Source organism: Streptomyces sp. AK02-01A, assembly GCF_033795305.1.
Lineage (GTDB): Bacteria > Actinomycetota > Actinomycetes > Streptomycetales > Streptomycetaceae > Streptomyces.
The window spans coordinates 95,828-121,084 of record NZ_JARBAE010000019.1 but is presented as its reverse complement, the minus strand read 5'-3'; the positions used below and the strand labels follow the sequence as shown (position 1 = coordinate 121,084).

The following is a 25,257-nucleotide window of genomic DNA, read 5'->3' as shown; positions in this document are numbered from 1 at the left end:
AGTCTAGCCTTACCTAAGTTGTCAGCGGTCCGAAGCTGCTGCGCCGCGGGTCCGGAGGGGTGCGATGGGTACTGGCGGTCCGTCGGGACGGGACGTCCTGAGAGGCGCGGTGAAGGGCCAGCGGCGCGATGTCGCGCTCGGCTCGGCGCTGGGCGCGGGACACCAGGCCGGTGAGGCGCTGGTTCCGGTACTCATCGGCGTGGTGATCGACCGGGCCGTCGCCAGAAGTGACGGCGGCGAACTCCTTCTGTGGGTCGCGGTCCTGGGCGTCGTCTACATCGGGCTGTCCTTCAGTTTCCGTTTCGGCGCGCGGGCCGGAGAACGCGCGGCCGAAGTGGCCGGGCACCGGCTGAGAGCCGAGCTGGTCGGACGTGTGCTGCATCCGTCGGGCGGTGCGGACGACGGACGGCTCCCGGGCGCCCTGACCAATATCGCGACCGAGGACGCCCGGCGCGTCGGCGCCGTGAACATGGCTCTGCTGACCGGGCTTTCGGCCCTTACGGGCCTCCTCGTCAGCGCCGTACTGCTGCTGCGGATCTCCCTGCCGCTCGGCATGACCGTCCTGCTGGGCACGCCGCTGCTGCTCTGGCTGGGCCATCTTCTGAGCAAACCGCTGGAGCGGCGCAGCGAGGCGGAGCAGGAGCGGGCCGCACACGCGTCGGGCATCGCCTCCGACCTGGTGGCCGGGCTGCGGGTGCTCAAGGGCATCGGCGCCGAGTCGGCGGCCGTGGCCCGCTACCGGCGCACCAGCCGCGACTCACTGACCGCCACACTGCGCGCGGCGCGTGCGGAGGCCGGACAGAACGGCATGGTGCTCGCCCTCACCGGTGCCTTCATCGCCGTCGTCGCGCTCGTCGGCGGGCGGCTGGCCGCACGGGGCGACATCAGTCTGGGCGAGCTGGTCTCGGCGGTCGGACTGGCGTTGTTCCTGCTCGGTCCGCTCTCCGAATTCTCCTGGGTCAACTCCGAGTTCGCGCAGGGGCGTGCCTCCGCCGCCCGGATCGCCGATGTCCTGGCGGCCCCGCCCGGCGTATCTCCCGGTACCGGCGGACTGCCGCGTCCCGTCGCGGGACGCATTCGGCTGCGCGGCGTCTCCTACGGCACACTGCGCGAGGTCGATCTCGACGCCTCGCCCGGTGAGGTGATCGGAGTGGTCGCGATCGACCCCGCGGACGCGACGGCGCTGCTGCGCTGCCTGGGCCGGCAGAGCGATCCGCTCGGCGGCTCGGTCGAGTTGGACGGAGTGTCGCTGGCCACGCTGGATCCCGCGGACGTCCGTACCGCGATCCTGGTGGCCGAGCACGACGCGCACCTGTTCGAGGGCAGTCTCATCGGCAATGTCTCGGCCGCCGCGTCCGATTCCGCCGGCATCGGGCCGGCGATGGCCGCCTCGGGCGCCGACGAGGTGGCGCGGACGCTGCCGCTGGGCGGCGATACGAAGGTGACCGCGCGCGGCGGTTCCCTCTCCGGCGGCCAGCGCCAGCGTGTCGCGCTGGCCCGGGCCCTGGCCGCGGATCCGGCCGTCCTGGTGGTGCATGACCCGGCCACCGCGGTCGACGCGGTCACCGAGGCCACGATCGCCGCCGGGATCCGGGACGTCCGGCGGAACCGTACAACGATCATGGTGACCACCAGCCCGGCCCTGCTGGCGGTCACCGACCGAGTGGTACTGGTGGAAGGCGGCAGAGTGGCCGACACGGCCGTACACGCGGATCTCGTCCGGCGCCACGCGGACTACCGCGCGGCGGTGCTCTCATGACGGGCCGGACCGAGCAGGGCCGGGAGCTGCTGCCGACCGCCACTCCGGCACGCACCCGGCGCGCGGTGGGTGAGCTCCTGCGCCCGCACCGCCGCCTCGCGCTCTCCGGCTTCGCGCTGATGGTCGCCGCCACCACCGTCGGTCTGCTCACCCAGCCGCTGCTCGGACGCATCGTCGATCTGGCCGCCGCCCGGCGGCCGGCCGACGCCATCACACTGCCCGTGGTGCTGCTGGTGGCCGTCGCCGTCGTGCAGGGCGTCACCACCGGATTCGGCCTGTCCCTGATCTCCCGGCTGGGTGAGACCGTACTGGCCCAGTTGCGCGAGCGATTCGTCGAACGCGCGCTGGGCCTGCCCCTGGAGCAGGTGGAGAGAGCCGGATCCGGCGATCTGACGGCCCGGATCACGGGTGATGTGTCGCTGATCGCCGAGGCCGTGCGCAAGGCGCTGCCGGAGCTGGCCCGTTCACTGCTCGCCATCGTCCTGACCCTGGGCGCGCTGGCCGTACTGGACTGGCGCTTCCTGGTCGCGGCGCTGATCGCCGCGCCCGTCCAGATACATACCGCGCGCTGGTACACACGGCGCGCCATGCCGCTCTACGCGGAGCAGCGCGTCGCGGTCGGCGCGCAGCAGCAGCAACTGCTCGACACCATCGGCGGCGGTTCCACCGTGCGCGCGCTGCGGCTGGAGAAGGAACACACCGAGCGGGTCACGAAGCGGTCGTGGTCCGCGGTCGATGTGACGATGCGCGGAGTGGGGCTGGTGCTCCGCTTCTACAGCAGGCTGCACATCGCCGAGTTCGCCGGTCTCACCGCGGTCCTGGTCACCGGTTTTCTGCTGGTGCGCGGCGGAGCGGTGTCCATCGGTACGGCGACGGCCGCGGCGCTGTACTTCCACAGCCTGTTCACTCCGGTCAACGCCGCGCTGGTGCTCCTCGACGACGCCCAGTCGGCCACGGCCGGTCTCGCCCGTCTGGTCGGCGTGGCCGACCTGCCGCTCCCCGGACAGCCGGAGCGGCCCGCCGTCCCACGCGACGCGTCCGTCACGGTGACCGGCGTCGGCCACGCCTACCGGGCCGGTCACTCCGTCCTCCACGAGGTCGGTCTGACGCTTCGTCCGGGCGAACGAGTGGCCCTGGTCGGAGCGAGCGGCGCGGGCAAGACGACCCTGGCCAAGCTGGTCGCGGGCATCCACCGGCCCACCGCGGGAACCGTCCGGCTCGGCGGTGCGGACCTGAACGACCTCGGCCGGGCCGAGGTCCGCCGGACGGTCGCGCTGATCACCCAGGAGGTCCATGTCTTCGCCGGACCGCTCGCCGACGATCTGCGGCTGGCCCGGCCCGACGCGACGGAGAACGATCTCCGTGACGCCCTGGAGAAGGTCGACGCGCTGTCCTGGGCGCAGGCGCTGCCCGACGGGCTGGCCACCGTGGTCGGCGACGGCGGGCACAGGCTCAGCAGTGCCCAGACCCAGCAGCTCGCGCTCGCCCGGCTGATCCTCGCCGATCCGCCCGTCGCCGTCCTCGACGAGGCGACCGCCGAGGCGGGAAGCGCCGGCGCGCGCGTCCTGGAGAAGGCCGCCGGCCGCGCCGTGGACGGCCGTACCGCACTGATCGTCGCCCATCGCCTGACCCAGGCGGCGAGCGCCGACCGGATCGTCGTCATGGCGGCCGGGCGCATCGTCGAAACCGGCACACACGACGAACTCCGGTCAGCCGGCGGACGTTACGCCTCCCTGTGGGAGGCGTGGTCGGACACCCGCGACACCGGCTTGTAGCAGTCCTCACTCCGTTCGCTGTCACAGGAACCCGCCGTAACAGAAAACCCGACCCCGAAGGAACTCCGGATGTCCCGCCCTCTCACCGGCCCCCGGCTCGCCGCCGCGCTCGCCTCCGTCCTGCTGCTCTTCGGCACCCTCACCGCCTGCGGAGGTGACTCAGCCCCGGAACCGGCCGCGACCGCGAAGGACGCGGCCGGTGACACCGCCTACCCGGTCACGATTCCGCACAAGTTCGGCACCACCACGATCCCGTCCGAGCCCAAGCGGATCGTCACGGTCGGCCTGACCGACCAGGACGCCGTACTGGCGCTCGGCAAGGTCCCGGTCGGCACCACCGAGTGGCTCGGCGGCTATCCCGGCGCCATCGGCCCCTGGGCCAAGAGCAAGCTGGGCGGCGGCGCCGTGCCGACCGTGCTCAAGGACACCGGCACGGGCCCGCAGGTGGAGAAGATCGCCGCGCTCAAGCCCGATCTGATACTGGCCTTGTACTCCGGGCTGACGAAGGAGCAGTACGAGACCCTGTCGAAGTTCGCTCCGGTCGTCGCCCAGCCCAAGGAGTACAACGACTACGGCATCCCGTGGCAGGAGCTGACGAAGTCGGTCGGCACCGCGCTCAACAAGGGCGACCAGGCGGAGAAGCTCATCAAGGACGTCGAGGCGAAGTTCGCCGCGGCGGACACCGCGCACCCGGAGTTCAAGAACTCCACCGCGGTGATGGCCACTCCGTACGAGGGCACGTTCGTCTACGGCAGCCAGGACGCCCGTTCGCGGATCCTGACCGACCTCGGTTTCAAGCTGCCGGCCGGACTGGACACGGCGATCGGCGACAAGTTCGGCGCCAACATCAGCAAGGAGCGGACCGATCTGCTCGACCAGGACGCCGTCGTCTGGATCGTCGGCGATCCCGCCAAGGATCCCGCGAAGCTGTACAAGGACCCGTCCTACGCGGACCTGGGCGTGGTGAAGAACGGCCGTGAGGTCTTCATCGAGGAGAGCGGCGACTACGGCAACGCCACATCGTTCGTCTCCGTCCTCAGCCTGCCGTATGTGATCGACCGGCTGGTGCCGCAGCTCACGGCCGCCGTGGACGGCAAGACGGCCACCAAGGTCGAGCAGCCCGCCGGCTGACCCGCCGGGACAGACGGATGGGGGCGGGGCCGCGAGTCATGACTCGCGGCCCCGCCCCCATCCATGCGTCAGGCACTACTCGCCCATGGACTCCACCAGGCTCTTCGGCCGCATGTCGGTCCAGTTGGTCTCTATGTAGTCCAGGCAGGACTGCCGGTCGCCTGGGCCGTGCGCGACGTCCCAGCCCGCCGGCACCTCGGCGAAGCCGGGCCACAGGCTGTGCTGGCCCTCGTCGTTGACCAGCACCGAGTAGACGCCTTCGGGGTCTTCGAACGGATTGCTCATCGTGCGTTCTCCTCCTGTACGGACCCGGTGCCGGGTCGTCCCGGCACCGGGTGTCTCTCCTGCCGCAGCGGCCGGCTACGGCACGTCGTGTCCTCGCTCCCTCGTCGCGGCCCGGTCCACCAGCGCCTCCAGCGCCCGGAACCAGGTCTCGGCCAGCTCCTGGACCGCCTCCCGGGACAGCACTCCTTCCGGCCAGGACCAGTGGGCGGCCAGGACAGGGCCGTCCGCACGGTCCTCGGTCACGACGTTGATGCTCAGCGCGTGACCCTCCCGCATCGCCTCCTCCGAGCCGATGTCCGCGACATCCTCCTCAGGAGCGTAGGACCAGTCGGTGGCCTCCGGGATGTCGAAGCGGCCCAGATAGTTGAACTCGATCTGCGGCGCGTCGAGCGCCGCGAGCACCGGCGCCGTACGCGGGTTGAGATGCCGCAGCAGGCCGTAGCCGACGCCGTTCGCCGGCAGGGACCGCAGATGGTTCCGGACACGGTCCACCGCCTCCTCGGCGGCGGGACCGCCGGCGAGAGCGTCGTCCAGGTCGACCGCGCCCGGTTCCAGCCGGACCGGGAAGACGCTGGTGAACCAGCCGACCGTACGGGACAGATCGGCGTCGCCGGCCAGTTCCTCCTCGCGGCCGTGGCCCTCCAGGTCCACCAGCACCGCGGCATCCGCGCCCGCTCCGTCGCGGCGCCGCCAGTCGGCCACGGCCAGGCCGAGCCCCGCCAGCAGCACGTCGTTGACGGTCGCGCCGAAGGAGGCGGGCACGGCGGACAGCAGCGGTCCGGTGCGTTCCGCCGGCAGCCGCAGGGCCAGTTCCCGCATCGTGCCCGCCGTGTCACGCGCCGGGTCCAGAGGCCGGTCCAGCGGCAGCGGCGCGGCGCCTTCGAGCACCGAGGTCCAGAGGGACAGTTCCGCCTCCCGCGCCGGTTCTCGCGCCAGCTCGGTGAGCAGCCGGGACCAGCGGGCGAACGACGTCTCCACCGGAGCGAGAACAGCGGGCCGTCCGGCCGCCACGTCCTGCCAGGCGGCGGCCAGGTCCGGCAGCAGCACACGCCAGGAGACGCCGTCGGTGACCAGGTGATGGCCCATCAGCAGCAGTCGGCCCGGCAGGCCGCCGGCGTCGAACCACACCGCCCTGACCATGGCGCCGGTGTCCGGGTCCAGCTCGCTCCGGGCGGCGCGCGCCCGTGCCGCGATCGTCTCGCGCAGGGAGTCCTCGTCCAGTCCCGCGACATCGACCCGTTCGATCCAGGCGTCGGTGGCCACCGCACCGGCCGGCGGTACCTCCAGGGTCCAGTCGGCGGGATCCGTCCGGACGAGCCGGGCTCGCAGCATGTCGTGGCGGTCGGCCAGCGCCCGCAGCACGGCGGCCAGTCCGGACCGGTCGAGCGCGGCCGGTGTCTGGACGAGCGCCGCCTGGTGGTAGCCGCCGAACGGGCCGCCGAGTTCGCGCAGCCAGTGCATGACCGGCGTCAGCGGGACGGTGCCGGTGCCGTCGTCCGGTGTACGCGGCGTCACCGGGACGCCGGCCGTTTCCGCCGCGACGGCGCTCAGCCCCGCCACCGTACGGTGCCTGAAGACCATGCGAGGCGTGATCCGTACCTCCGCCGCCCGCGCCCGGCTGACCAGTTGCATCGCCACGATGCTGTCGCCGCCGAGCGTGAAGAAGTCGTCGTCGACGCCGACCCGCTCCAGGCCCAGCACATCGGCGAAGACACCGCAGAGGGTCTTCTCCAGTGGAGTCCGGGGCGCGCGGGCCGACGAGACCGCGGTGAAGTCGGGAGCGGGCAGAGCGTTGCGGTCGAGCTTGCCGTTGGCCAGCTCCGGCAGCCGCTCCAGCAGGACGACCGCCGCGGGCACCATGTAGTCCGGCAGATGCCGGGCCACATGGTCCCGCAGCCGCGCCGCGTCGGGCGAACGGCCGGGAGCCGGCACGACATAGCCCACAAGCTGCTTGCGGGAGCCGTCCTGACGGACCGTCACCACCGCCTGTCCGGCGTCCGGATGGGCGGCCAGTGCCGTCTCGATCTCGGCGAGTTCGATACGGAAGCCACGGATCTTGACCTGGTCGTCGGCCCGGCCCAGATAGTCCAGCCGGCCGTCGGCGGTCCAGCGCGCCAGGTCGCCGGTCCGGTACAGGCGCGAGCCGGGCGCTCCGAACGGGTCGGCGACAAACCGCTCCGCGGTCAGTGCCGGGTGGCCGAGATAGCCGCGGGCCAGTCCGCCGCCCGCCAGATACAGCTCGCCCGTCACCCCGGGCGGCACGGGCCGCAGCCGGTCGTCGAGGACATAGGCCCGGGTGCCCGCCACCGGACGGCCGACCAGCGGGCGTTCGCTGTCCCGTACTCGGGCCACCAGGGCGTCGACGGTCGACTCGGTCGGCCCGTACAGGTTGTACGCCTCGGTGCCGCGCAGCCGGCCGAGCCGCTCCCACAGCGCCTGCGGGACGGCCTCACCTCCGACTCCCACCACCGCCAGCGGGCTGCGGCCGTCCTGGACGAGCCCGGTCTCGGCCATCTGCGCGAAGAACGACGGAGTCACTTCGAGGAAGTCGAAGCCGTGCTCGACGACGGCCGCCGCCAGGAGTTCCGGATCGCGCCTGGTCTCCTCGGACACCACATGCACACAGTGTCCGTCCAGCAGCCACAACTGAGGCTGCCAGGAGGCGTCGAAGGAGAACGACCAGGCGTGTCCGGCGCGCAGATGGCGCCTGCCCGTGGCCGCGACAGCCGGTTCGTACAGCGTCTCGCGGTGGCTGTGGAAGAGATTGCCCACGGTCTCATGGGTGATCACCACACCCTTGGGCCTGCCGGTGGAACCGGAGGTGTAGATCACATAGGCGGGATGGCGCGGCGTCAGCGGGGCCGTCCGGTCGCTGTCGGTGAGGGCGCTCGCGTCCGTCCGGGCGAGCCGGTCCGCCGTCCGCGCGGTGTCCGTCAGCAGGACCGGCACCCCGGAGCCCGGCAGCAGCGGAGCGAGCTCCCGAGTGGTGAGGATCAGTACCGGCCGGGCGTCGTCGAGCATCTCGGTGGTACGCCCCGCCGGTCCCTCGGGATCGATCGGGAGATAGGCGGCGCCCGCCTTCTGCACCGCGAGGATGGCCAGCAGCGTCCGCGCGGTACGCGGCAGCGCGAGGGCGACGATGCGCTCGGGGCCCGCGCCGTGCTCCACCAGCAGCCGGGCCAGCCGGTTGGTCTCCGCGTCGAGTTCGGCGAACGTCAGCTCCAGGGAGTCGGAGGCCACGGCCGGCGCCTCCGGCGACAGCCGTGCCTGGTGCTCGAACAGCGCCGGCACGGTGGTCGGCGCGGCCGTCAGCGGCCGGGAGTTCCACTCGCGCAGGACACGGCGCCGCTCCTCCTCGCCGAGGATCTCGATCCGGCCGATGGGCAGATCCGGATCGGCGGCCACGGCGCGCAGCACTCGCCGCAGACGTCCGGCGATCGCCTCCGCCGTCGCCCGGTCGTACAGATCGGTGCTGTACTCCAGGACGCCGTGCACACCGCCGTTGTCCGGCTCCTCCACGAAGTCGAAGGACAGGTCGAACTTGGCCGTGTCCTGGCCGAGTTCCTCCTGACGAGCCGTCAGTCCGGTCAGTACCGGGCCCGCGGGACCGGCGGCGAGATAGACGACCATCACCTGGAACAGCGGATGCCTGGCGAGCGAGCGCGGTGGGTTCAGCACCTCCACAAGCCGCTCGAAGGGCACGTCCTGGTGATCGTAGGCGGCGAGATCGGTCTCCCTGACCCGGGCCAGCAGCTCGCGGAAGGAGGGATCGCCCGAGGTGTCGGTCCGCAGCACCAGCGTGTTGAGGAAGAAACCGACCATGTCCTCCAGCGCCTCGTCGCCGCGCCCGGCGATGGGACTGCCGATGGGGATGTCGGCGCCGCCGCCCAGCCGGGTCAGCAGCGCCGCCACGGCGGCTTGGACCAGCATGAACATGCTGACCTCACCGCTGCGCGCCAGCTCACGCAGGGACCGTGCCAGCTCCGGGTCCAGGGAGAGGTCGACGGTGCCGCCTCGGTAGCTGCTCTCCATCGGGCGCGGCCGGTCGGCCGGCAGCGCCAGTTCCTCCGGAAGGCCGGCCAGCGCCTGCCGCCAGAAGGCGATCTGCCGGGACACCAGGCTGTCCAGGTCCTTCTCGTCGCCCAGGACGGCCCGCTGCCACAGCGTGTAGTCGGCGTACTGCACCGGCAGCGGCGCCCAGTCCGGCGCGTGGCCCGCCACGCGCGCGGCGTAGGCGGTCGTCAGATCGCGCGTGAGAGGCAGGTCCGACCACTCGTCACCGGCGATGTGGTGCACCAGGACCATCAGTACGTGCTCGTCCTCGGCGAGCCGGAACACGCTGACCCGCAGCGGCGGTTCGCGGTCGAGGGCGAAGCCGTGGGCGGCGGCGCCGGCCAGCAGCCCGGCGAGGCTTTCCTCGTCGGCGGGCACGACCTCGACCGTGAGGTCGTACTCGGCCGGATCGAGCACCTTCTGGTACGCCCGGCCCTCCTCCTCGGGAAAGACCGTGCGCAGCGTCTCGTGCCGCTCCGCCAGATCACGCACGGCGGCGCGCAGCGCCTCCTGGTCGAGAGCGCCGGACAGCCGCCAGACGGACGGGATGTTGTACGTGGCGCTCGGGCCCTCCACCTGGTGGAGCACCCAGAGCCGCTGCTGGGCCGAGGAGAGCGGCAGCCGTCGCGGTCGCGGCCGCGACACCAGCGCGGGCCTCGCTTCTCCGGTCTCCTCCAGCCTGGTCACCAGCCGGGCCACGGTCGGCGCGTCGAACACCGCGCGCAGCGACACCTGCGCGCCGAGCGCGGAGCGGACCTTGGCGACCAGGCGCATGGCCAGCAGCGAGTGGCCGCCGAGCGCGAAGAAGTCGTCGTCGACGCCGACCCGCTCCACGCCGAGCACTTCGGCGAACTGCTCGCAGAGAATCTCCTCACGCGGCGTGCGTGGCCGCCTCCCGGACAGCGCGGCGGAGAAGTCCGGCGCCGGCAGAGCGGCCCGGTCCAGCTTGCCGCTGATGGTGCGCGGCAGCGACTCCACCGTCACAAAGGCCGCCGGGACCATGTGCTCCGGCAGCGCGGCCGCGGCGTGGGCCCGCAGCGCGGCCGGGTCCGGTGTGTGTCCGGGCGCCGGTACCACGTAGGCCACCAGCCGTGGGATTCCCGGTGTGTCCTCCCGTATGACGACGGCGGCGGCCGCCACCTCCGGACGCCCGGCCACCAGTGACTCGATCTCGCCCAGCTCGATACGGAAGCCGCGCAGCTTCACCTGATCGTCCGCCCGGCCCAGGAACCGGAGGGTCCCGTCGGCGTTGCGGCGGGCCAGGTCGCCGGTACGGTACATCCGGCTGCCCGGAGCACCGAACGGGTCCGCGGTGAACCGCTGCGCGGTCAGTCCCGGCCGGTTGAGATAGCCACGGGCGAGGCCCTCGCCCGCGAGGTACAGCTCACCGGCCACGCCCACCGGGACCGGCCGGAGCGAGCCGTCCAGCACATGGGCACGGATATTGCCGACCGGCGCAGCCCACTCGGGGTCACCGCCGTGCCAGCCGTAGGCGTCCACGGCGCACTCGGTCGGTCCGTACAGGTCGTGGACCACCGTGTCCGGCAGGGCGCACAGCCGCTCCCACAGCGGCGCGGGAGTGGCCTCGCCGCCCACGGTGAGTACACCGGGCCGGTGGTGGCCGGGATCCAGGAAGCCGTGGTGGATCAGTTCCCGCAGATAGGTCGGAGTGAGGTCGACGAAGTCGATCCGCTCCTCGCCGAGATAACCGAGCAGCGCCGCCGGGTCGGTCATGGTGGCCTCGTCGACCACATGCAGTTCATGGCCCGCGAGCAGCCACAGCAGCGGGTCCCAGGAGCCGTCGAAGCTGAACGACGCGGCGTGGACGGCGCGCAGTGCGGCGCCTCCCGCCGCCCGCTCGGCCGGTCCGATCAGGTCCTCGCGGTGCGAGGCGAACAGGTTGCTCAGGCCGCGGTGGGTGCCGACCACGCCCTTCGGCAGGCCCGTGGAGCCCGAGGTGAAGATGATGTAAGCGGCCGTGGCGGGACTCGCCGCGGCCGGCGCCACGCGGGCGTGGTCACCGGCCGGCTCCGCGAGGAGTGCCGGATCGTCCAGCAGCAGCGTCTCGTGACCGCCGCTCGGCAGTTTCGCCGCGAGGCCGGTGGTGGTGAGCACGCACAGCGGCGCCGCGTCGGCGAGCATGAACTCCAGCCGGTCCGCCGGGTATTCCGGGTCGAGCGGCAGATAGGCCGCTCCCGAGGCGAGGACGCCGAGGATGGCCGGAACCATCTCGTGGCGGGGCAGCGCCAGGCCGACCACCGTCTCCGGCGCGGCGCCGCGCCGGCGCAGCAGCCCGGCGATGGCGTCCGCGCGCGCCGACAGTTCGGCGAAGGTCAGCCGGGCGCCGCCGGTGACCAGGGCCACCTGGTCGGGCCGGGCACGCGCCGTGTCGGCGAACAGTTCGGGCACGGCGCGCGGTTCGACCGGCCGGTCGGTGTCGTTCCAGGTGGTCACGGCCGCTGTGGCCTCGGCGTCGGTGAGTACGCGCAGGGCTCCCACCGGCTGGTCCGGTGCGGCGGCCACCTGTTCGAGCAGCGCCACCAGACGCTCCGCGAGCAGTCCGGCCGTTTCCGGGTCGGCCAGGTCCCTGGCGTACTCCAGGACCAGGGCGATGGGCCGGCCGGCGCCGTGGTCGACAAAGGTGAAGTCGAGGTCGAACTTGGCCGTGCCGGTGTCCATGTCGAACCACTCGGTCTCCAGCCCCAGCAAGTCGGGATCGCCGTCCGGCCGGTAGTGGTAGCCGAGCATCACCTGGAAGAGCGGGTTGCGGTCCGCCACACGCGCGGGATTGACGGCTTCGACGACATGGTCGAAGGGCAGGTCCTGGTGCTCGAAGGCGGCCAGCGCGGCCTCCCGCACCCGGCCGAGCAGTTCACCGAAGGTCGGATCGCCCGACAGATCGGTGCGCAGCACCAGCGTGTTGACGAAGAAACCGACCAGGTCGTCCGCCGCCGCGTCGGTGCGTCCCGCGATGGGCGCGCCCAGCGGGATGTCGTCACCCGCGCCGAGCCGGTGCAGCAAAGTGGCGGTCGCGGCCTGGAACAGCATGAACATGCTGACGCCGCGCTCGCCGGACAGCTCGCGCAGGGCGCCGCCGGTCTCGGCCGGGAGTTCCACCCGTACCGTGCCGCCCTGGCCGGTGACCCGCGCCGGGCGCGGCCGGTCCAGCGGAAGTGCCAGGTCCTCGGGCAGTCCGGCGAGGGTCTCGGTCCAGTAGGCGGCCTGCCGCTCGCCGACGTCCGCCAGCAGCCTCTCCTGCCAGAGCGTGTAGTCCGCGTACTGCACCGGCAGCGGCGTCCAGTCCGGCGCCCGGCCCGCCGAGCGCGCCGCGTAGGCGGCGTCGAGATCGGCGAGGAAGGGCCGGTCGGACCATTCGTCGGTGGTGATGTGGTGCAGCGTCACGGCCACCACATGGTCGGCCGTGCCGAGCCGCAGCACCTCCGCACGCAGCGGGAGTTCGGCGCTGAGGTCGAACGGGCGGCGCTTGGCGGCCTCGATACGCTCCGGCAGCTCCTGTTCGGAGCAGTCCGCCACGGTGAACTCCGGATCGGCCTGGCCGGCCGGGACGATCCACTGGTACGGCTCGCCGTCGTGCTCCCGGAACCGGGTGCGCAGGGACTCGTGCCGTCCCGCCACATCGCGCAGCGCGGTCCGCAGGGCTTCCAGGTCCAGTTCGCCGCGCAGCCGGAAGACCAGCGGGAAGTTGTAGGCGGCTCCGCCGCCGCTGATCCGCTCGACCAGCCACAGCCGCCGCTGCGCCGCCGAGAGCGGAATCCGCTCGGGACGGACGGCCGCGGTCTCCAGCGCGGGCCGTGCGGTCCTGCCGCTGTCGGCCCTGAGCGCGAGCAGCGCCGGTGTCGGTGCCTCGAACAGATCCCGGATGGCCAGCTCGGCGCCCAGCTCGGTGCGGGCGCGGCTGATCAGCCTGGTGGCGAGCAGCGAGTGCCCGCCGAGGTCGAAGAAGCTGTCCTCGGCCCCGGCCCCGGGCAGCCCGAGCACCTCGGCGAAGAGCCGGCAGAGGGTCTCCTCCGTGGGCGTCTCGGGACCGCGTCCACTGGTGAGGGCGACGGCCGGTTCGGCTTCCGGGAGCGCGCGGACATCGAGCTTGCCGTTGTCGTTCATCGGCAGTCCCGGCAGCACGACGAAGGCGGCGGGCACCATGTAGTCGGGCAGTCGGCGGCCGAGGTCCTCGCGCAGGCGCTGGATCAGCGTCCCGGTGCCGCGTGTCGTCGCCGGCGTGTTGGCGTGGCGGACCGGAGCCGCGCCGGTGTCGCCGGGCAGGTGGAGGCCCGCCGTGACACGGAATCCGGAGCGCGGCGCGTCACCGATGAACACGGCGTCGTAGCGGCCGGGTTCGTCGGACCAGGTGGTGAGTACCCGGTAGCCGAGGCTCTCTCCCAGCTCGCGCAGCGTGTCGGGCTCCACTCCGGAGGGCGCCGCGCCGGGTGCGCGGCCGGTGTCCAGCGCGCGCATGGCGGCCAGTTCGTGCGCCGTACGGGCGTCGGGGACGCGCCGGAGCCGCAGCCGTTCCGTGCGCCGCTCGCGCAGGTGTGCGGCGGCGGTCTCGATCCCGGGCCAGTCGAGCACCGGCACGTCGGCGAGGCGCGGCGCGTCGGCCGGTTCGCGGTAGAGCACGGCGTCGTACCGGTAGCGGGTCAGTTCGTTCTGGTGGCGGCCGGTCTTGGTGCGGAGATCGACGCCGTAGCCGAGGGTGCTGAAGTAGTCCGGGTCGACGAGGAGTTCCTTCTCCAGGGCGAGGCCCCGGTCCACGGCCCGCCGGACGATCTCCGGGTCCGCGCCGTCTCCGGCCCTGGCGAGCTGGATGGCGGCCTGGAAGGGCCTGGCCAGGCGCAGGTTGCGGACGTCTCCGACGAACAGCGCGCCGCCGGGGACAAGCAGGTCCATCGCTCCGTTGATGACGTCGGTCAGATAGCCGGCGCTCGGGAAGTACTGGATGACGGAGTTGATGACGACGGTGTCGAAGAATCCTTCGGGAAGTCCGGCGAGGTCGTGGGCGGGCCGGGCACGCAGCTCGACCTTGGCCGCCAGCTCCGGAGCGCGCCGCAGATCCTCACCGATCTTGCGGATGACGGGCTCCGCGAAGTCGGTGGCCCAGTAGGCCTCGGCGTCCGGGGCCAGTTGGGAGAGCAGCAGGCCGGAGCCGACGCCGATCTCCAGGATGCGGCGCGGCCGCAGCTCGCGGATGCGTTCGACGGTCGCGGCCCGCCACTCGCGCATGTGCTCCAGCGGGATGGGCGTGCCGTCGTACGAGCTGTCCCAGCCCGCGAAGTCCTCGGTGAAGACGGCGGTGCTGATCTCGGTGTACTCGGCGGAGTAGATCTCCTGCCACTCGCCGATCTGGTCGCGCTCGGCCGCCGCCCGCGCGGCGTCGGTGAGTTCGGCCGGGACGACATAACCGATCAGGCGGCGGGTGCCGGGCGCCCTCGGGTCTTCCCGGGCCAGCACGGCGGCCTGGGAGATCTCCGGGTGCTGGACGAGCGCGTTCTCGATCTCGCCGAGTTCGACGCGGTATCCACGCACCTTGACCTGGTCGTCGGTACGGCCGAGGAAGTCGAGGTTGCCGTCCTCGCGCCGCCGTACGAGGTCGCCGGTGCGGTACATGCGCTCGCCGGGCTCTCCGAACGGGTCGGCGACGAACCGCTCGGCGGTGAGGCCGGGCCGGTCGAGATAGCCGCGTGCGAGGCCGGTGCCGGAGATGTAGAGCTCGCCGGGGACGCCGTCGGGGACGGGACGCAGCCACGCGTCCAGGATGTGTGCCCGGGTGGCGCGGATCGGGCGGCCCACGGTCGGTGTCGGGCTGTCGTCCGTGCCGCCGCCGAGGGTGTTGATGGTGTACTCGGTGGGCCCGTAGAGGTTGTAGCCGTAGGTGCCCTCGGTGTCACGCAGCCGGTTCCAGACGGTCTCGGTGACCGCTTCGCCGCCGAGCAGGACCAGTGGCGGACGGTGGCCTTCGAGCAGTCCTTCCTCGATGAGCAGATGGGCGTAGGTCGGCGTGACGTTGACGACGTCGATGCGGTGGTTCTCGCAGTACGCCACCAGCGCTTCGGCGTCCCGGCGCAACTCCTCGTCGCAGATGTGGACTTCATGGCCCTCGACGAGCCAGAGCAGCTCTTCCCAGGACATGTCGAAGGCGAAGGACACGGTGTGCGCGACGCGCAGCCGGCGGCCGCCGGCGGAGGCTATGGCGGGAGCGAAGATCTCCCTCTGGTGGTTGAGCCGCATATTGGTCAGACCGCGGTAGGGAGTGACGACTCCCTTGGGACGGCCGGTGGAACCGGAGGTGTAGATGACATACGCCGGGTGTTCCAGGCTGAACCGGACGTCGACCGGCTCGGCCGGCAGCCCGGCCAGTTCCGCGACGACCTCAGGGTCGTCCAGCAGGACGCGCGGGACCTCGCCGCGCAGAGTCGTCGACACCTCGGCCGTCGACACCAGCAGCAGCGGCCGGGCGTCCGCCAGCATCAGCGCGAGGCGGTCGGCCGGATAGTCCAGCTCCAGTGGCAGATAGGCGGCGCCGGTGCGCAGGACCGCGAAGAGCGCCACGACCATGTCGACGGAGCGCGGCAGCCCGAGCGCCACGACGCGCTCAGGACCCGCGCCGCGCGCCAGCAGCAGCCGGGCCAGACGGTCGCAGCGGGCGTCGAGCTCGGCGTAGGTGAGCGTCTGCGCGCCGAAGACGATCGCGGTCGCGTCCGGCGTACGGGAGGCCTGGGCCGCCAGCATGTCGGCGACGGTCTCGTCGGGCACGGGCTCGCGGCTCGCCGCGTACTCCTGTGCCAGAGCGCCGCGTTCGGCGGGCAGCATCGGATCGAGACCGCCGACGAGGGCGGCCGGGTCGTCGGTCAGCCGGTCCAGCAGCAGAGTGAAGCGGGCCAGCAGTCCTTCGGCGTATTCCCCGGTGATCAGATCGGGACGGTAGGCGAGAGTGACACGCACCTGGCGGCCGGGCGTGACGACCAGGTTGACCGGGTAGTGCGTGGCGTCGACGTTGGCGACGGCCGTGGCGCCGTGCCGGTCGCGCAGCTCGGCGAGCCGGTCCTCGGTGTCGGCGTTGCGCAGCACGAAGAGGGTGTCGAAGAGCCGGCGGTGGCCGGTCTCGGCCTGGAGGACTCCGAGCCCGAGGTATTCGTGCGGCATCAGTTCCAGACGTTCCGCCTGGATCCGGCGGAGCAGGGCCAGGACCGGCTCGGCCGGGTCGAAGTCGATGCGCGCGGGCACGGTGTTGAGGAACATGCCGATGACGTTCTCGACGTCGGGCACCTCGCTCGGCCGTCCTGCCACGGTGGTGCCGAAGACCACGTCGGTGCGGCCGGTCGCGCTCGCCAGGGCCAGCCCCCAGGCGGCGTTGAGCACCGTGTTGAGGGTCAGGCCGTGCCGGCGCGCGGTGTCGCGCAGCCGCTCGCTCGCCGCGGCCGGGAGTGCGATGTCGAGGCTTTCCGGGATGACGGGTTCGAGGCCCCGGTCGGCGGCCGTCGGCACGAGCAGCGTGGGCTCGTCGAGACCGCTGAGCGCGACCCGCCAGGCGCCGGTGGCCTGCTCGGTGTCCTGACGGTCCAGCCAGTCGAGGTAGCCGCGGTACGAGCCGGGACGCGGCAGTCCCGCCGGGTCTCCGCCGCTCTCGTACAGGCCGAAGAGCTGGTCGAGGAAGAGCCAGGCCGACCAGCCGTCCCAGAGGATGAGGTGGCGGCCGATGACCAGCCGGTCGCCCCGCTCCCGGCCGAGGCGGACCAGCAGCATCCGGAAGAGCAGCGGCCGGGCGAGATCGAACCGGCGGGTACGTTCGGCGTCCATCAGCGCCCGCAGCCGGTCGTCCTGTTCGTCGTCCGGCAGGCCGGACAGGTCGACCTCGTCGAGCGGGATCTCCGGGTCGCGGACGATGAACTGGACGGGCCGGTGCAGTCCTTCGCTGGTGAATCCGGCGCGCAGGCTGGGATTGCGGGCGAGCAGCGCCCGCGCGGCGGCGCGCAGCCGGCCGGCGTCGACGCGGGTGGCGAAGTCGAAGGACTCATGGACGGTGTAGACGTCCAGTGCGCTGTCGTCGTACGTGGAGTGGAAGAACAGGCCTTCCTGGAGCGGCGCGAGGGGCCAGATGTCCTCGACCTCGCCGGGGACGAGCCGTTCCACCCGGGCCGTCTCCTCGGCGGTGAGCCGGAAGGAGGAGGTCCCGGCGTCCCCCGGCTCGCGCTCCTGGTGCGTGGTCGCGACGGCGGCGAGCGCGGCGGGGCTGCGGTGCTCGAAGATGTCGCGTGGGCTCAGGCCGAGTCCGGCGCGGCGGGCGCGGCTGGAGACGCCGATGGAGCTGATGCTGTCGCCGCCGAGCAGGAAGAAGTCGTCGTCGACGGAGACGTCCGCCAGCTTCAGCACGGCCGCGAAGATCTCGGTCATCGTCTGTTCGCGTGCGTCGCGCGGGGCCCGGGCGGTGGCGCGTACGGCCTGCGGCGCGGGGAGCGCGTTCCGGTCCAGTTTGCCGCTGGGTGTGAGCGGCAGGGCGTCGAGGACGACATAGGCGGCGGGCACCATGGGCGCGGGCAGGCCCTCGTCGAGCGCGGCCCGGAGCGTGGCGGCGTCGGGCCGCGCGTCCTTCGCGGGCACGACATACGCCACCAGCGCGTTGTCCCGTACCGTGACGGCCGCCTGCGCGACGGACGGTTCACGCACCAGCGCGGCCTCGATCTCGCCGAGTTCGATCCGGTTGCCGCGCAGCTTGATCTGCCGGTCCGTACGGCCCAGGTACTCGATCACGCCGTCGGCGCGGCGCCGCACCAGATCGCCGGTGCGGTACATACGGCTGCCGGCCGGGCCGTACGGGTCGGCAGTGAACCGTTCCGCGGTCAGTGACGGGCGGGCGTGGTATCCACGGGCCAACTGGACGCCGGCCAGGTACAGCTCGCCGGGTGTCCCGGCGGGGACGGGCCGCAGGCAGCCGTCGAGCACGCGGAGTTCCGTGTTCCACACCGGCCGTCCGATGGGCACGGTGGCGCCGGACTCTCCGTCGTACGTGTGGTGCGTGACATCGACCGCGGCCTCGGTGGGACCGTACAGATTGTGCGGCGGCACACCGGTGAGCGCCTGCCAGCGGGCCGCCGCTGAGCCGGTCAGGGCCTCGCCGCTGCTGAAGACGTGGCGCAGGGTCGCGGCCCAGCCCGGATCGGCGGTGACCTCCTCGGCCGCCAGGAAGGCTTCGAGCATGGACGGCACGAAGTGCATGGTGGTGACGCGCTGTTCGCGGACGAGCGCGGCGAGATAGGACGGGTCCCGGTGCCCGTCGGGCTTGGCGAGGACGACGGCGGCGCCCTCGGTGAGCGGCCAGAAGAACTCCCAGACGGATACGTCGAAGCTGGCGGGTGTCTTCTGGAGCACGCGGTCGCCGGCCGTCAGGCCGTACTCGTCCTGCATCCATGCCAGCCTGTTGACGATGGCGCGGTGGGTGACGAGGACACCCTTGGGCAGGCCGGTGGAGCCTGAGGTGTAGATCAGATACGCCGGGTCGTCGGGGTGCGGTGCGCGGCGGGTCCGCGCCTCGGCCCGCTGCCCGGCGGCGGTTGTCTCCTCGGCTGTTTCCCCGGCGCCGAGGACCAGTGTGGTGAGGCCCGCCACGGCGGGCAGTCGCGGGACGGTCTCCGCGGTGGTGACCACGATGGCGGCGCCGGAGTCGGTGAGCATATGGGTCACCCGGTCGGCCGGATAGTCCATGTCGACCGGGAGGTAGGCGGCGCCGGACTTGAGGACGCCGAGCAGTGCGGTCATCAGCTCCGCCGAGCGCGGCACGGCGACCGCGACGATCCGCTCGGGGCCTGCTCCACGGTCGCGCAGCCGCGCGGCCAGGGACTCCGCGCGGGCGTCGAGCTCCGCGTAGGTGAGGCGCTCGTCGCCGAAGACCACGGCCGTGGCGTCCGGCGTACGGGCCACCCGGTCCTCGAACGCGGCGGCGAGCGTGGTCCCGGCGACCTCGCGCACGGAACCGGCGAGCCGGGCCTGCGCCAGCTCCGGCGGCGACAGCAGCTCGATCCGGGCGGCCGGCAGCGCGGGGTCGTCGGCCAGTGCTTCCAGGATCCGGGTGAGACGGTCGGCGACCGCGCGTACGGCCGTGCCGTCCAGCCGGTCGGCGTGGTGCTTCAGACGCAGGTCGAGCCGTCGGCCCGGCTTGACGATCAGGGCCAGCGGATAGTGGACCGCGTCGTGGAATTCATGTCCGGAGATCCGGACCGTGCCAGTGGCGTCGCGCAGGTCCGTGTCCGCCGGGTAGTTCTCGAACACGAGGAGTGTGTCGAAGAGTTCGCCGCTGCCCGCGAGTCCGGCGATCCGCTGGATCTCAGCCAGGCCGAGATGCTGGTGGCTGAGGAGCTGGGCCTGCTCGTCCTGGAGGCGGCCGAGCAGCGCCGAGAGCGGATCGGCCGGGGTCCAGCGGAAACGGGTCGGCAGGGTGTTGATGAACAGGCCGACCATGGACTCGATGCCGTCGACCTCGCTGTCACGCCCGGAGACCGTGGTACCGAACACCACGTCCTCGCGGCCGGTCAGCCGTCCGAGCAGCAGACCCCAGGCGGCCTGGACGACCGTGCCGAGGGTGACACCGTGCTCGCGCGCCCTGGCGCTGAGCCGGGCGGTGGTCCGCTCGGAGAGTTCGACACGGATCTGCTCGGGCACAGGCGCGCCCTCTGACGGCGGCCCGGCCAGCCGGGTCGGTTCGTCGAGACCGGCGAGCGCGGTCCGCCAGGCCGCGCGGGCGGCCTGGCGGTCCAGCCCGGACAGATGCCGCAGATGGGCGCGGTACGGAGCGACCTCCGGCAGCGGCGCGGTCTGTCCTCCGTACAGGGCCATCAGCTCGCGGTGCAGTACGGGCAACGACCAGCCGTCCGCGACGATGTGATGGAACGTCAGCACGAGGACGGCGCGCTCGGATCCGAGCCGTACGAACGCGCAGCGCAGCAGTGGCGGCCTGGCCAGGTCGAAGCGGCGGGCGCGCTCCTCGGCGGCGACGGCCTCGGCCATCGGGCCCCGTGCGGACTCGTCCCGCGCGGACAGGTCGACCTCGCGCCAGGGCAGTGCCGTCGGGCCGGTGATGATCTGCACGGGCCGTCCGTCCGGCCGCTGCCGGAAGGCCGCGCGCAGCGGGGCGTGCCGGTCGAGCAGGGCCTGCGCGGCGCGCCGCAGCGCTTCGCCGTCGACCGGTCCCGTCAGCTCGATGACCTGCTGGACCACATAGGCGTCGCCGTCCTGACCGCCGACGAGGGCATGGAAGAAGAAACCTTCCTGGAGCGGGCTGAGCGGCAGCAGTTCCTCGGCTGTCAGCGGGTCCGTGCCCTGGATCTCGGCGAGTTCGTCCGCCGTGACCTCGACGAGCGGAGTGTCGCCCGTCGTGGTGACGGCCTCGGCGCCGTCCACGGCGACGGACGCGAGCGCGGCGACCGTGCGGTGCCGGAAGACATCGCGCGGAGTGAGCCGGATCCCGGCCCTGCGGGCCCGGACCAGCAGTTGGATCGCGCTGATGCTGTCGCCGCCGAGGGCGAGGAAGTCGTCGTCGATGGTGACGGACCGCAGGCCGAGCACTCCGGCGTACAGGCCGCAGAGCAGTTCCTCACGCCGGTCACGCGGAGCCCGGCCGGAGCTGAGCGCTCCGTAGTCGGGTGCGGGAAGCGCCCTCTCGTCGAGCTTGCCGCTGGGCGTGACCGGCAGCCGGTCCACGGGCACGAAGGCCGACGGCACCATGTATTCCGGCAGCCACTCGTCGGCGTGTGCCCGGAGGGTCTTCATCAGCGTCGTGATGTCACGGAAGGGCGCGGGCCGGTTGGCGTACGGGAACACCCGGCCCGGCCGGTACGGTGCGGCGGCCGGTCCTTCGCCCGCGGAGAACACGACGTCGAGGGCGCCGTCGTCGGCGTGGCCGTTCCAGGTGACGGCGACGCGGTAGCCGTGTTCGGCGCCGAGGCGGTGGAAGTCCTCGGGGTCGACTCCGCCGAGGTCGGGGCTGCTGCTGTCCTCCAGGGCCCGCAGCGCGCCGAGGTCGTCGGTGAGACGGGCGTTGGGCACACCGGTGACCCGCAGCCGTGCGGGCCGTCCGGCGAGCTGGTCCGCCAGCTCGGTGAGTCCGCCGAGGCCGGACCAGCGTGCTTCGCGCTCGTCCGGAGCCGCCGGTGTGTCCCGGCGGCCCGGCGCCGTGGATCCGGCGCCGTCCCGCGGCGTCGGCGTGGTCTCGCGGAGCACCACGTCGTAGCGGTAGCGGCTGAGCTCGTTGTGGTACGTGGCGCGCTTGACGAGCACGTCGGCGTCGAAGTCTCCGAGCGCCGCGAAGAAGTCGGGATCGAGCAGCAGTTCGCCCTCCCAGCTCACGGACCGCTCGACGGCGGCGCGCAGCGCGCTCTTGTCGGCCCTCTCGTGGTCGAGGGCGGCCCGGCCGGTCTCCACGGCGGCGCGCAGACAGCGCAGCAGCCGCAGATTGCGCAGGTCGCCGACGAAGACGCTGCCGCCGGGAGCGAGCAGTCCTGAGACCTTGCGCAGCACATCGGCGAGGTAGTCGGCGCTCGGGAAGTACTGGGCGACGGAGTTGATGACGACGGTGTCGAAGAATCCTTCGGGCAGGCCGTCGATGTCGTGGGCGGGCTGGGCGCGCAGCTCGACACGGCCGGCCAGTCGCGGCACGGCGTCCACCTGCGCGCGCAGCGCCCGTACCGCCTCGTGCGAGACGTCCGTGCCCCAGTAGGCGTCGCTGTCGGGCGCGACCCGGGAGAGGATGAGTCCGCTGCCGACACCGATCTCCAGGACGCGCCGGCCGCCGAGGCCGCGGATGCGGTCGACCGTGGCGTCGCGCCACTCGCGCATCTCCTCGACGGGGATGGGCCGGCCGTCGTACATGCTGTTCCAGCCCGCGAAGTTCTCCTGGAAACCTTCGGATCCGGCGGCGCTGTAGAGCAGTTCGTGCAGGTCCTTCCACTCCTCGACCCGCTCGGTCTCGTCCTGGCCGGGCTCGGTGTCGAGCGAGGGAACGACATACGCGGCGAGCCTGCGGTCGCCGGGCCGGTCCTCGCGCGCGACCACCGCGACCTGCCCGACGGCGGGATGGCGGCGCAGTACGGACTCGATCTCGCCGGGTTCCACCCGGAAGCCGCGGATCTTGATCTGGGTGTCGGCGCGGCCGAGGAACTCCAGCCGCCCGTCGGCCTTCCAGCGCACCAGGTCGCCGGTGCGGTAGAGCCGCTCGCCCGGCGCGCCGAAGGGATCGGCGACAAACCGCTCGGCGGTGAGGCCGGGCCGGCCGAGGTAGCCACGGGCCAGGCCGTCGCCGCCGAGGTACAGCTCACCGGGCACACCGGCGGGCACCGGCTTCAGCCGTGCGTCGAGGACATGGGCGCGGGTGCCGGGGTCGGGAACACCGATGGGGACGATCGCGCCGGCCGGGGTCGCGGGATCGCACAGTCCCAGAGTGGAGTTGGTGGTCGCCTCCGTCGGGCCGTACGCGTTGAACATCATCCGGCCGCGCGCGTAGCGTCCCACCAGCTCGGGCGAGACACGCTCGGTTCCCGCCAGCAAGGTGGCGGTGGGCGGAAGCAGGACATCGTCGGGCATGGCCGCGAGCAGCGCCGGTGGCAGGATCATGAAGGTGATGCCATGGGCGTTGGCGTAGTCCGCGAGCGGCGCGCCGGGCACCCGCAGCTCGGCCGGGACGACGACCAGACGGCCACCGGAGAGCAGACCGAGGCAGAGGTCCCAGAAGGCCACGTCGAAACTGGGCGAGGCGAACTGCAGAACGCGGCTGTGCGGGCCGATACCGAAGCGCTCGCTCTGGGTGGCGACGAGCTTGGCGACGCCGGTGTGGGAGAGGACGACGCCCTTGGGCCGGCCGGTGGAGCCGGATGTGTAGATGACGTACGCGGCGTTCAGGACGGTGAGCGGCGCACCGCGGTCGGCGTCGGTGGGGTCGTGGGCGGGCCGGCCGGCCAGTTCGGCGGCGGTCTCCGGCAGGTCGAGCACGATCCGGGCCATGTCGTCCCGCGACGGAACGCCGTCCGTGGTGTCCGACGTGGTGACGAGGCAGACCGGATCGGCGTCGGCCAGCATGTACGCGATCCGGTCGGCCGGATAGTCGGGGTCGACCGGCAGATAGGCGGCGCCGGACTTCAGCACGGCGACCTCGGCGACGATCATCTCGGCGGAGCGGGGCAGCGCGAGGGCCACCACCCGCTCGGGGCCGGCGCCCCGGGCGATCAGGGTGTGGGCGAGGCGGTTGGCCCGCTCGTCCAGTTCGGCATAGGTGAGTCGCTCGTCTCCGAAGACGAGCGCGACCGCGTCGGGACGCTGTCCGACCCGCTCGGCGAACATGGCGGGCCAGGTGGCGAGCGGCACGGTGTGACCGGTCGCGTTCCATTCGACGAGCAACCGGTGGTTCTCTTCCGGGTCCGTCAGTTCCAGCGCGCCCACCGGCACGCCGGGACGGGCCAGTCCGTCCGCCAGCAGGGTCTCGTAGTGGCCGAGCAGCCGGTCGACGGTCGCTTCCTCGAAGAGGTCCGGGCAGTACGTCGCGCGTATGCCGTCGGACGCCACTTCCAGCGCCAGATCGAGGGAGCCGGTCTCCTGGCCGGCGGCGGAGTCCGGGGCCGTGCCACGGGCCGTGTTGAAGGCCGTGTTGAAGGCCGTGTTGAAGAACAGCCCGCCACCGCGCGTCGGGTCCGGGTTCAGTTCACCGGCCAGGACGGCCGGCGGCAACCGGTGCGCCCGCGCGCCGTCCAGGGCCTCGGTCACCCGCCGCACCAACTCGCCGAAGGACGGCTCGCCGCCGAGATCGACGCGTACCAGCAGCGTGTCACGGCCGACGGTGAGTACGGGTGCGTTGCCGTAGCGGTGCAGCAGCGCGAAGTAGGCGGCGGTCAGCTCCTGGTCCGTCGCGCCTCTGGTGTCCCTGACCGTACGACGGCTCCGGACGGGCCCGCGCCCGGACGGTGCCGGTGGATAGGGGTGGTCGGTCGGCAGCACCGCCTCCGGTGAGAGAGGTGCGAGCAAGTGCCGCCAGTAATCCACAACTTCTTCGATCCCGGACACGGTGGCCGCGCCTCCCCAGCAGTTCGGTCCCGGCTCTGTGGAGCCGGAGTCGCCGACATACTAAGGTAAGGGTTACCTAATCCAATAGAGGCCACCTGTTCGAGACCGCACGCCGGCCCTGGACTACATTTAAGGTCTGCCTAACCTAAGGATATTGACGTGGAGAAAGCTCGGTGACCCGGGCGAGAGCTCCCCGCGCGGTGCTCCTCGTGGTACTGCCCGGCGCCGTTCTTCTCGCTCTGTGCCTGCTGTCGATCGCGCTGGGCGCCGTGCGCATACCGCTCGGCCAGGTCGTCGAGACGCTGTTCGGCCACGCGCCGAACACCAGGATCGAGAACGTGATCTGGTCCGTACGCATACCGAGGACCGCGCTCGGTCTGGCGGCGGGCGCGGCCCTCGGGCTCTCCGGCTCGCTCATGCAGGCCCTGACCCGTAACCCGCTGGCCGATCCCGGCATGCTGGGAGTGAGCGCCGGCGCGGCCTTCGCCATCGCACTGTCCGTAGGAGTCTTCGGACTCGGTTCGCTCTACGGTTACATCTGGTTCGCCTTCGCCGGCGCCCTGGGCGCCAGCGTCCTGGCGTATGTGCTCGGCGGGCTCGGCCGGTCCGGTGTCACACCGGTCAAGCTCGCGCTGGCCGGAGTGGCCATCACCTCGATGCTGACCTCGCTGACCAGCGGTATCGCGCTGACAAACCCGGACGCGCTCAACCGCTACCGCTTCTGGGGCGCCGGATCGCTCTCCGGCCAGGGCCCTGACGCTCTGCTCCAGGTGCTGCCGTTCCTCGCCGTCGGCGCCGTGCTGGCGCTGGCCACCACGCCCGCGCTCAACAGCCTCGCGCTCGGTGACGACGTGGCGTCCTCGCTGGGGCTGCGGCTCGGGCTGATACGCGTCCAGGGCGTCGCGGCCGTGACGCTTCTCACCGGTGGCGCGGTGGCCGTCATCGGACCCGTGGTCTTCGTCGGGCTGGTGGTACCGCACATCGCGCGGATCCTCACCCAGGCCGCCGGTATCGGACCCGACCACCGGTGGCTGCTGCCCCTGTCCGCCGTGCTCGCTCCCGCTCTGCTGCTCATCGCCGATATCGCCGGGCGCCTCATCGCGCCGCCGATCGAGATCCAGGCCGGCGTTCTCGTCGCCTTCGTCGGCGGTCCGTTCTTCATCGCGATGGTCCGCCGCCGCCGACTCGCGGAGTTGTGAA

The 25,257-nt window shown here is 72.4% G+C and carries 6 protein-coding genes; 4 read left to right on the top strand and 2 right to left on the bottom strand.

Annotated elements, in window-relative coordinates; genetic code table 11:
- Window positions 1-64: 64 nt before the first annotated feature.
- The 3 genes from PV679_RS19425 (at window position 65) to PV679_RS19415 (ending at window position 4,665) form a co-directional block, all read left to right on the top strand.
- Complete coding sequence (locus tag PV679_RS19425) at window positions 65-1,759, top strand: ABC transporter ATP-binding protein (RefSeq protein WP_319681574.1); 1,695 nt, start codon at window positions 65-67, stop codon at window positions 1,757-1,759.
- Complete coding sequence (locus tag PV679_RS19420; protein ID WP_319681573.1) at window positions 1,756-3,534, top strand: ABC transporter ATP-binding protein; 1,779 nt, start codon at window positions 1,756-1,758, stop codon at window positions 3,532-3,534. The genes PV679_RS19425 and PV679_RS19420 overlap by 4 nt, the downstream gene beginning before the upstream one ends.
- 69 nt (window positions 3,535-3,603) lie before the next feature.
- Window positions 3,604-4,665 (top strand): iron-siderophore ABC transporter substrate-binding protein, encoded by a 1,062-nt coding sequence (locus tag PV679_RS19415; protein ID WP_319681572.1) that lies wholly within the window; start codon window positions 3,604-3,606, stop codon window positions 4,663-4,665.
- Between the two features lie 75 nt (window positions 4,666-4,740).
- Here the strand turns inward: PV679_RS19415 and PV679_RS19410 are convergent, their stop codons facing one another.
- Complete coding sequence (locus PV679_RS19410; RefSeq protein WP_319681571.1) at window positions 4,741-4,950, bottom strand: MbtH family protein; 210 nt, start codon at window positions 4,948-4,950, stop codon at window positions 4,741-4,743.
- Window positions 4,951-5,025: 75 nt separating this feature from the next.
- Entirely contained in the window at window positions 5,026-24,057 is a 19,032-nt protein-coding gene (locus tag PV679_RS19405; protein WP_319681570.1) for a non-ribosomal peptide synthetase, read from the bottom strand.
- A gap of 173 nt (window positions 24,058-24,230) precedes the next feature.
- Between PV679_RS19405 and PV679_RS19400 the strand changes: the two genes are divergently transcribed.
- Entirely contained in the window at window positions 24,231-25,256 is a 1,026-nt protein-coding gene (locus PV679_RS19400) for a FecCD family ABC transporter permease (protein ID WP_319681569.1), read from the top strand.
- The last annotated feature ends 1 nt before the right edge of the window (window position 25,257 follow it).

Coding starts and splice junctions, on each gene's coding strand:
- PV679_RS19425 (WP_319681574.1), top strand. CDS start 65: ATGGGTACTGGCGGTCCGTCGGGACGGGACGTCCTGAGAGGCGCGGTG.
- PV679_RS19420 (WP_319681573.1), top strand. CDS start 1,756: ATGACGGGCCGGACCGAGCAGGGCCGGGAGCTGCTGCCGACCGCCACT.
- PV679_RS19415 (WP_319681572.1), top strand. CDS start 3,604: ATGTCCCGCCCTCTCACCGGCCCCCGGCTCGCCGCCGCGCTCGCCTCC.
- PV679_RS19410 (WP_319681571.1), bottom strand. CDS start 4,950: ATGAGCAATCCGTTCGAAGACCCCGAAGGCGTCTACTCGGTGCTGGTC.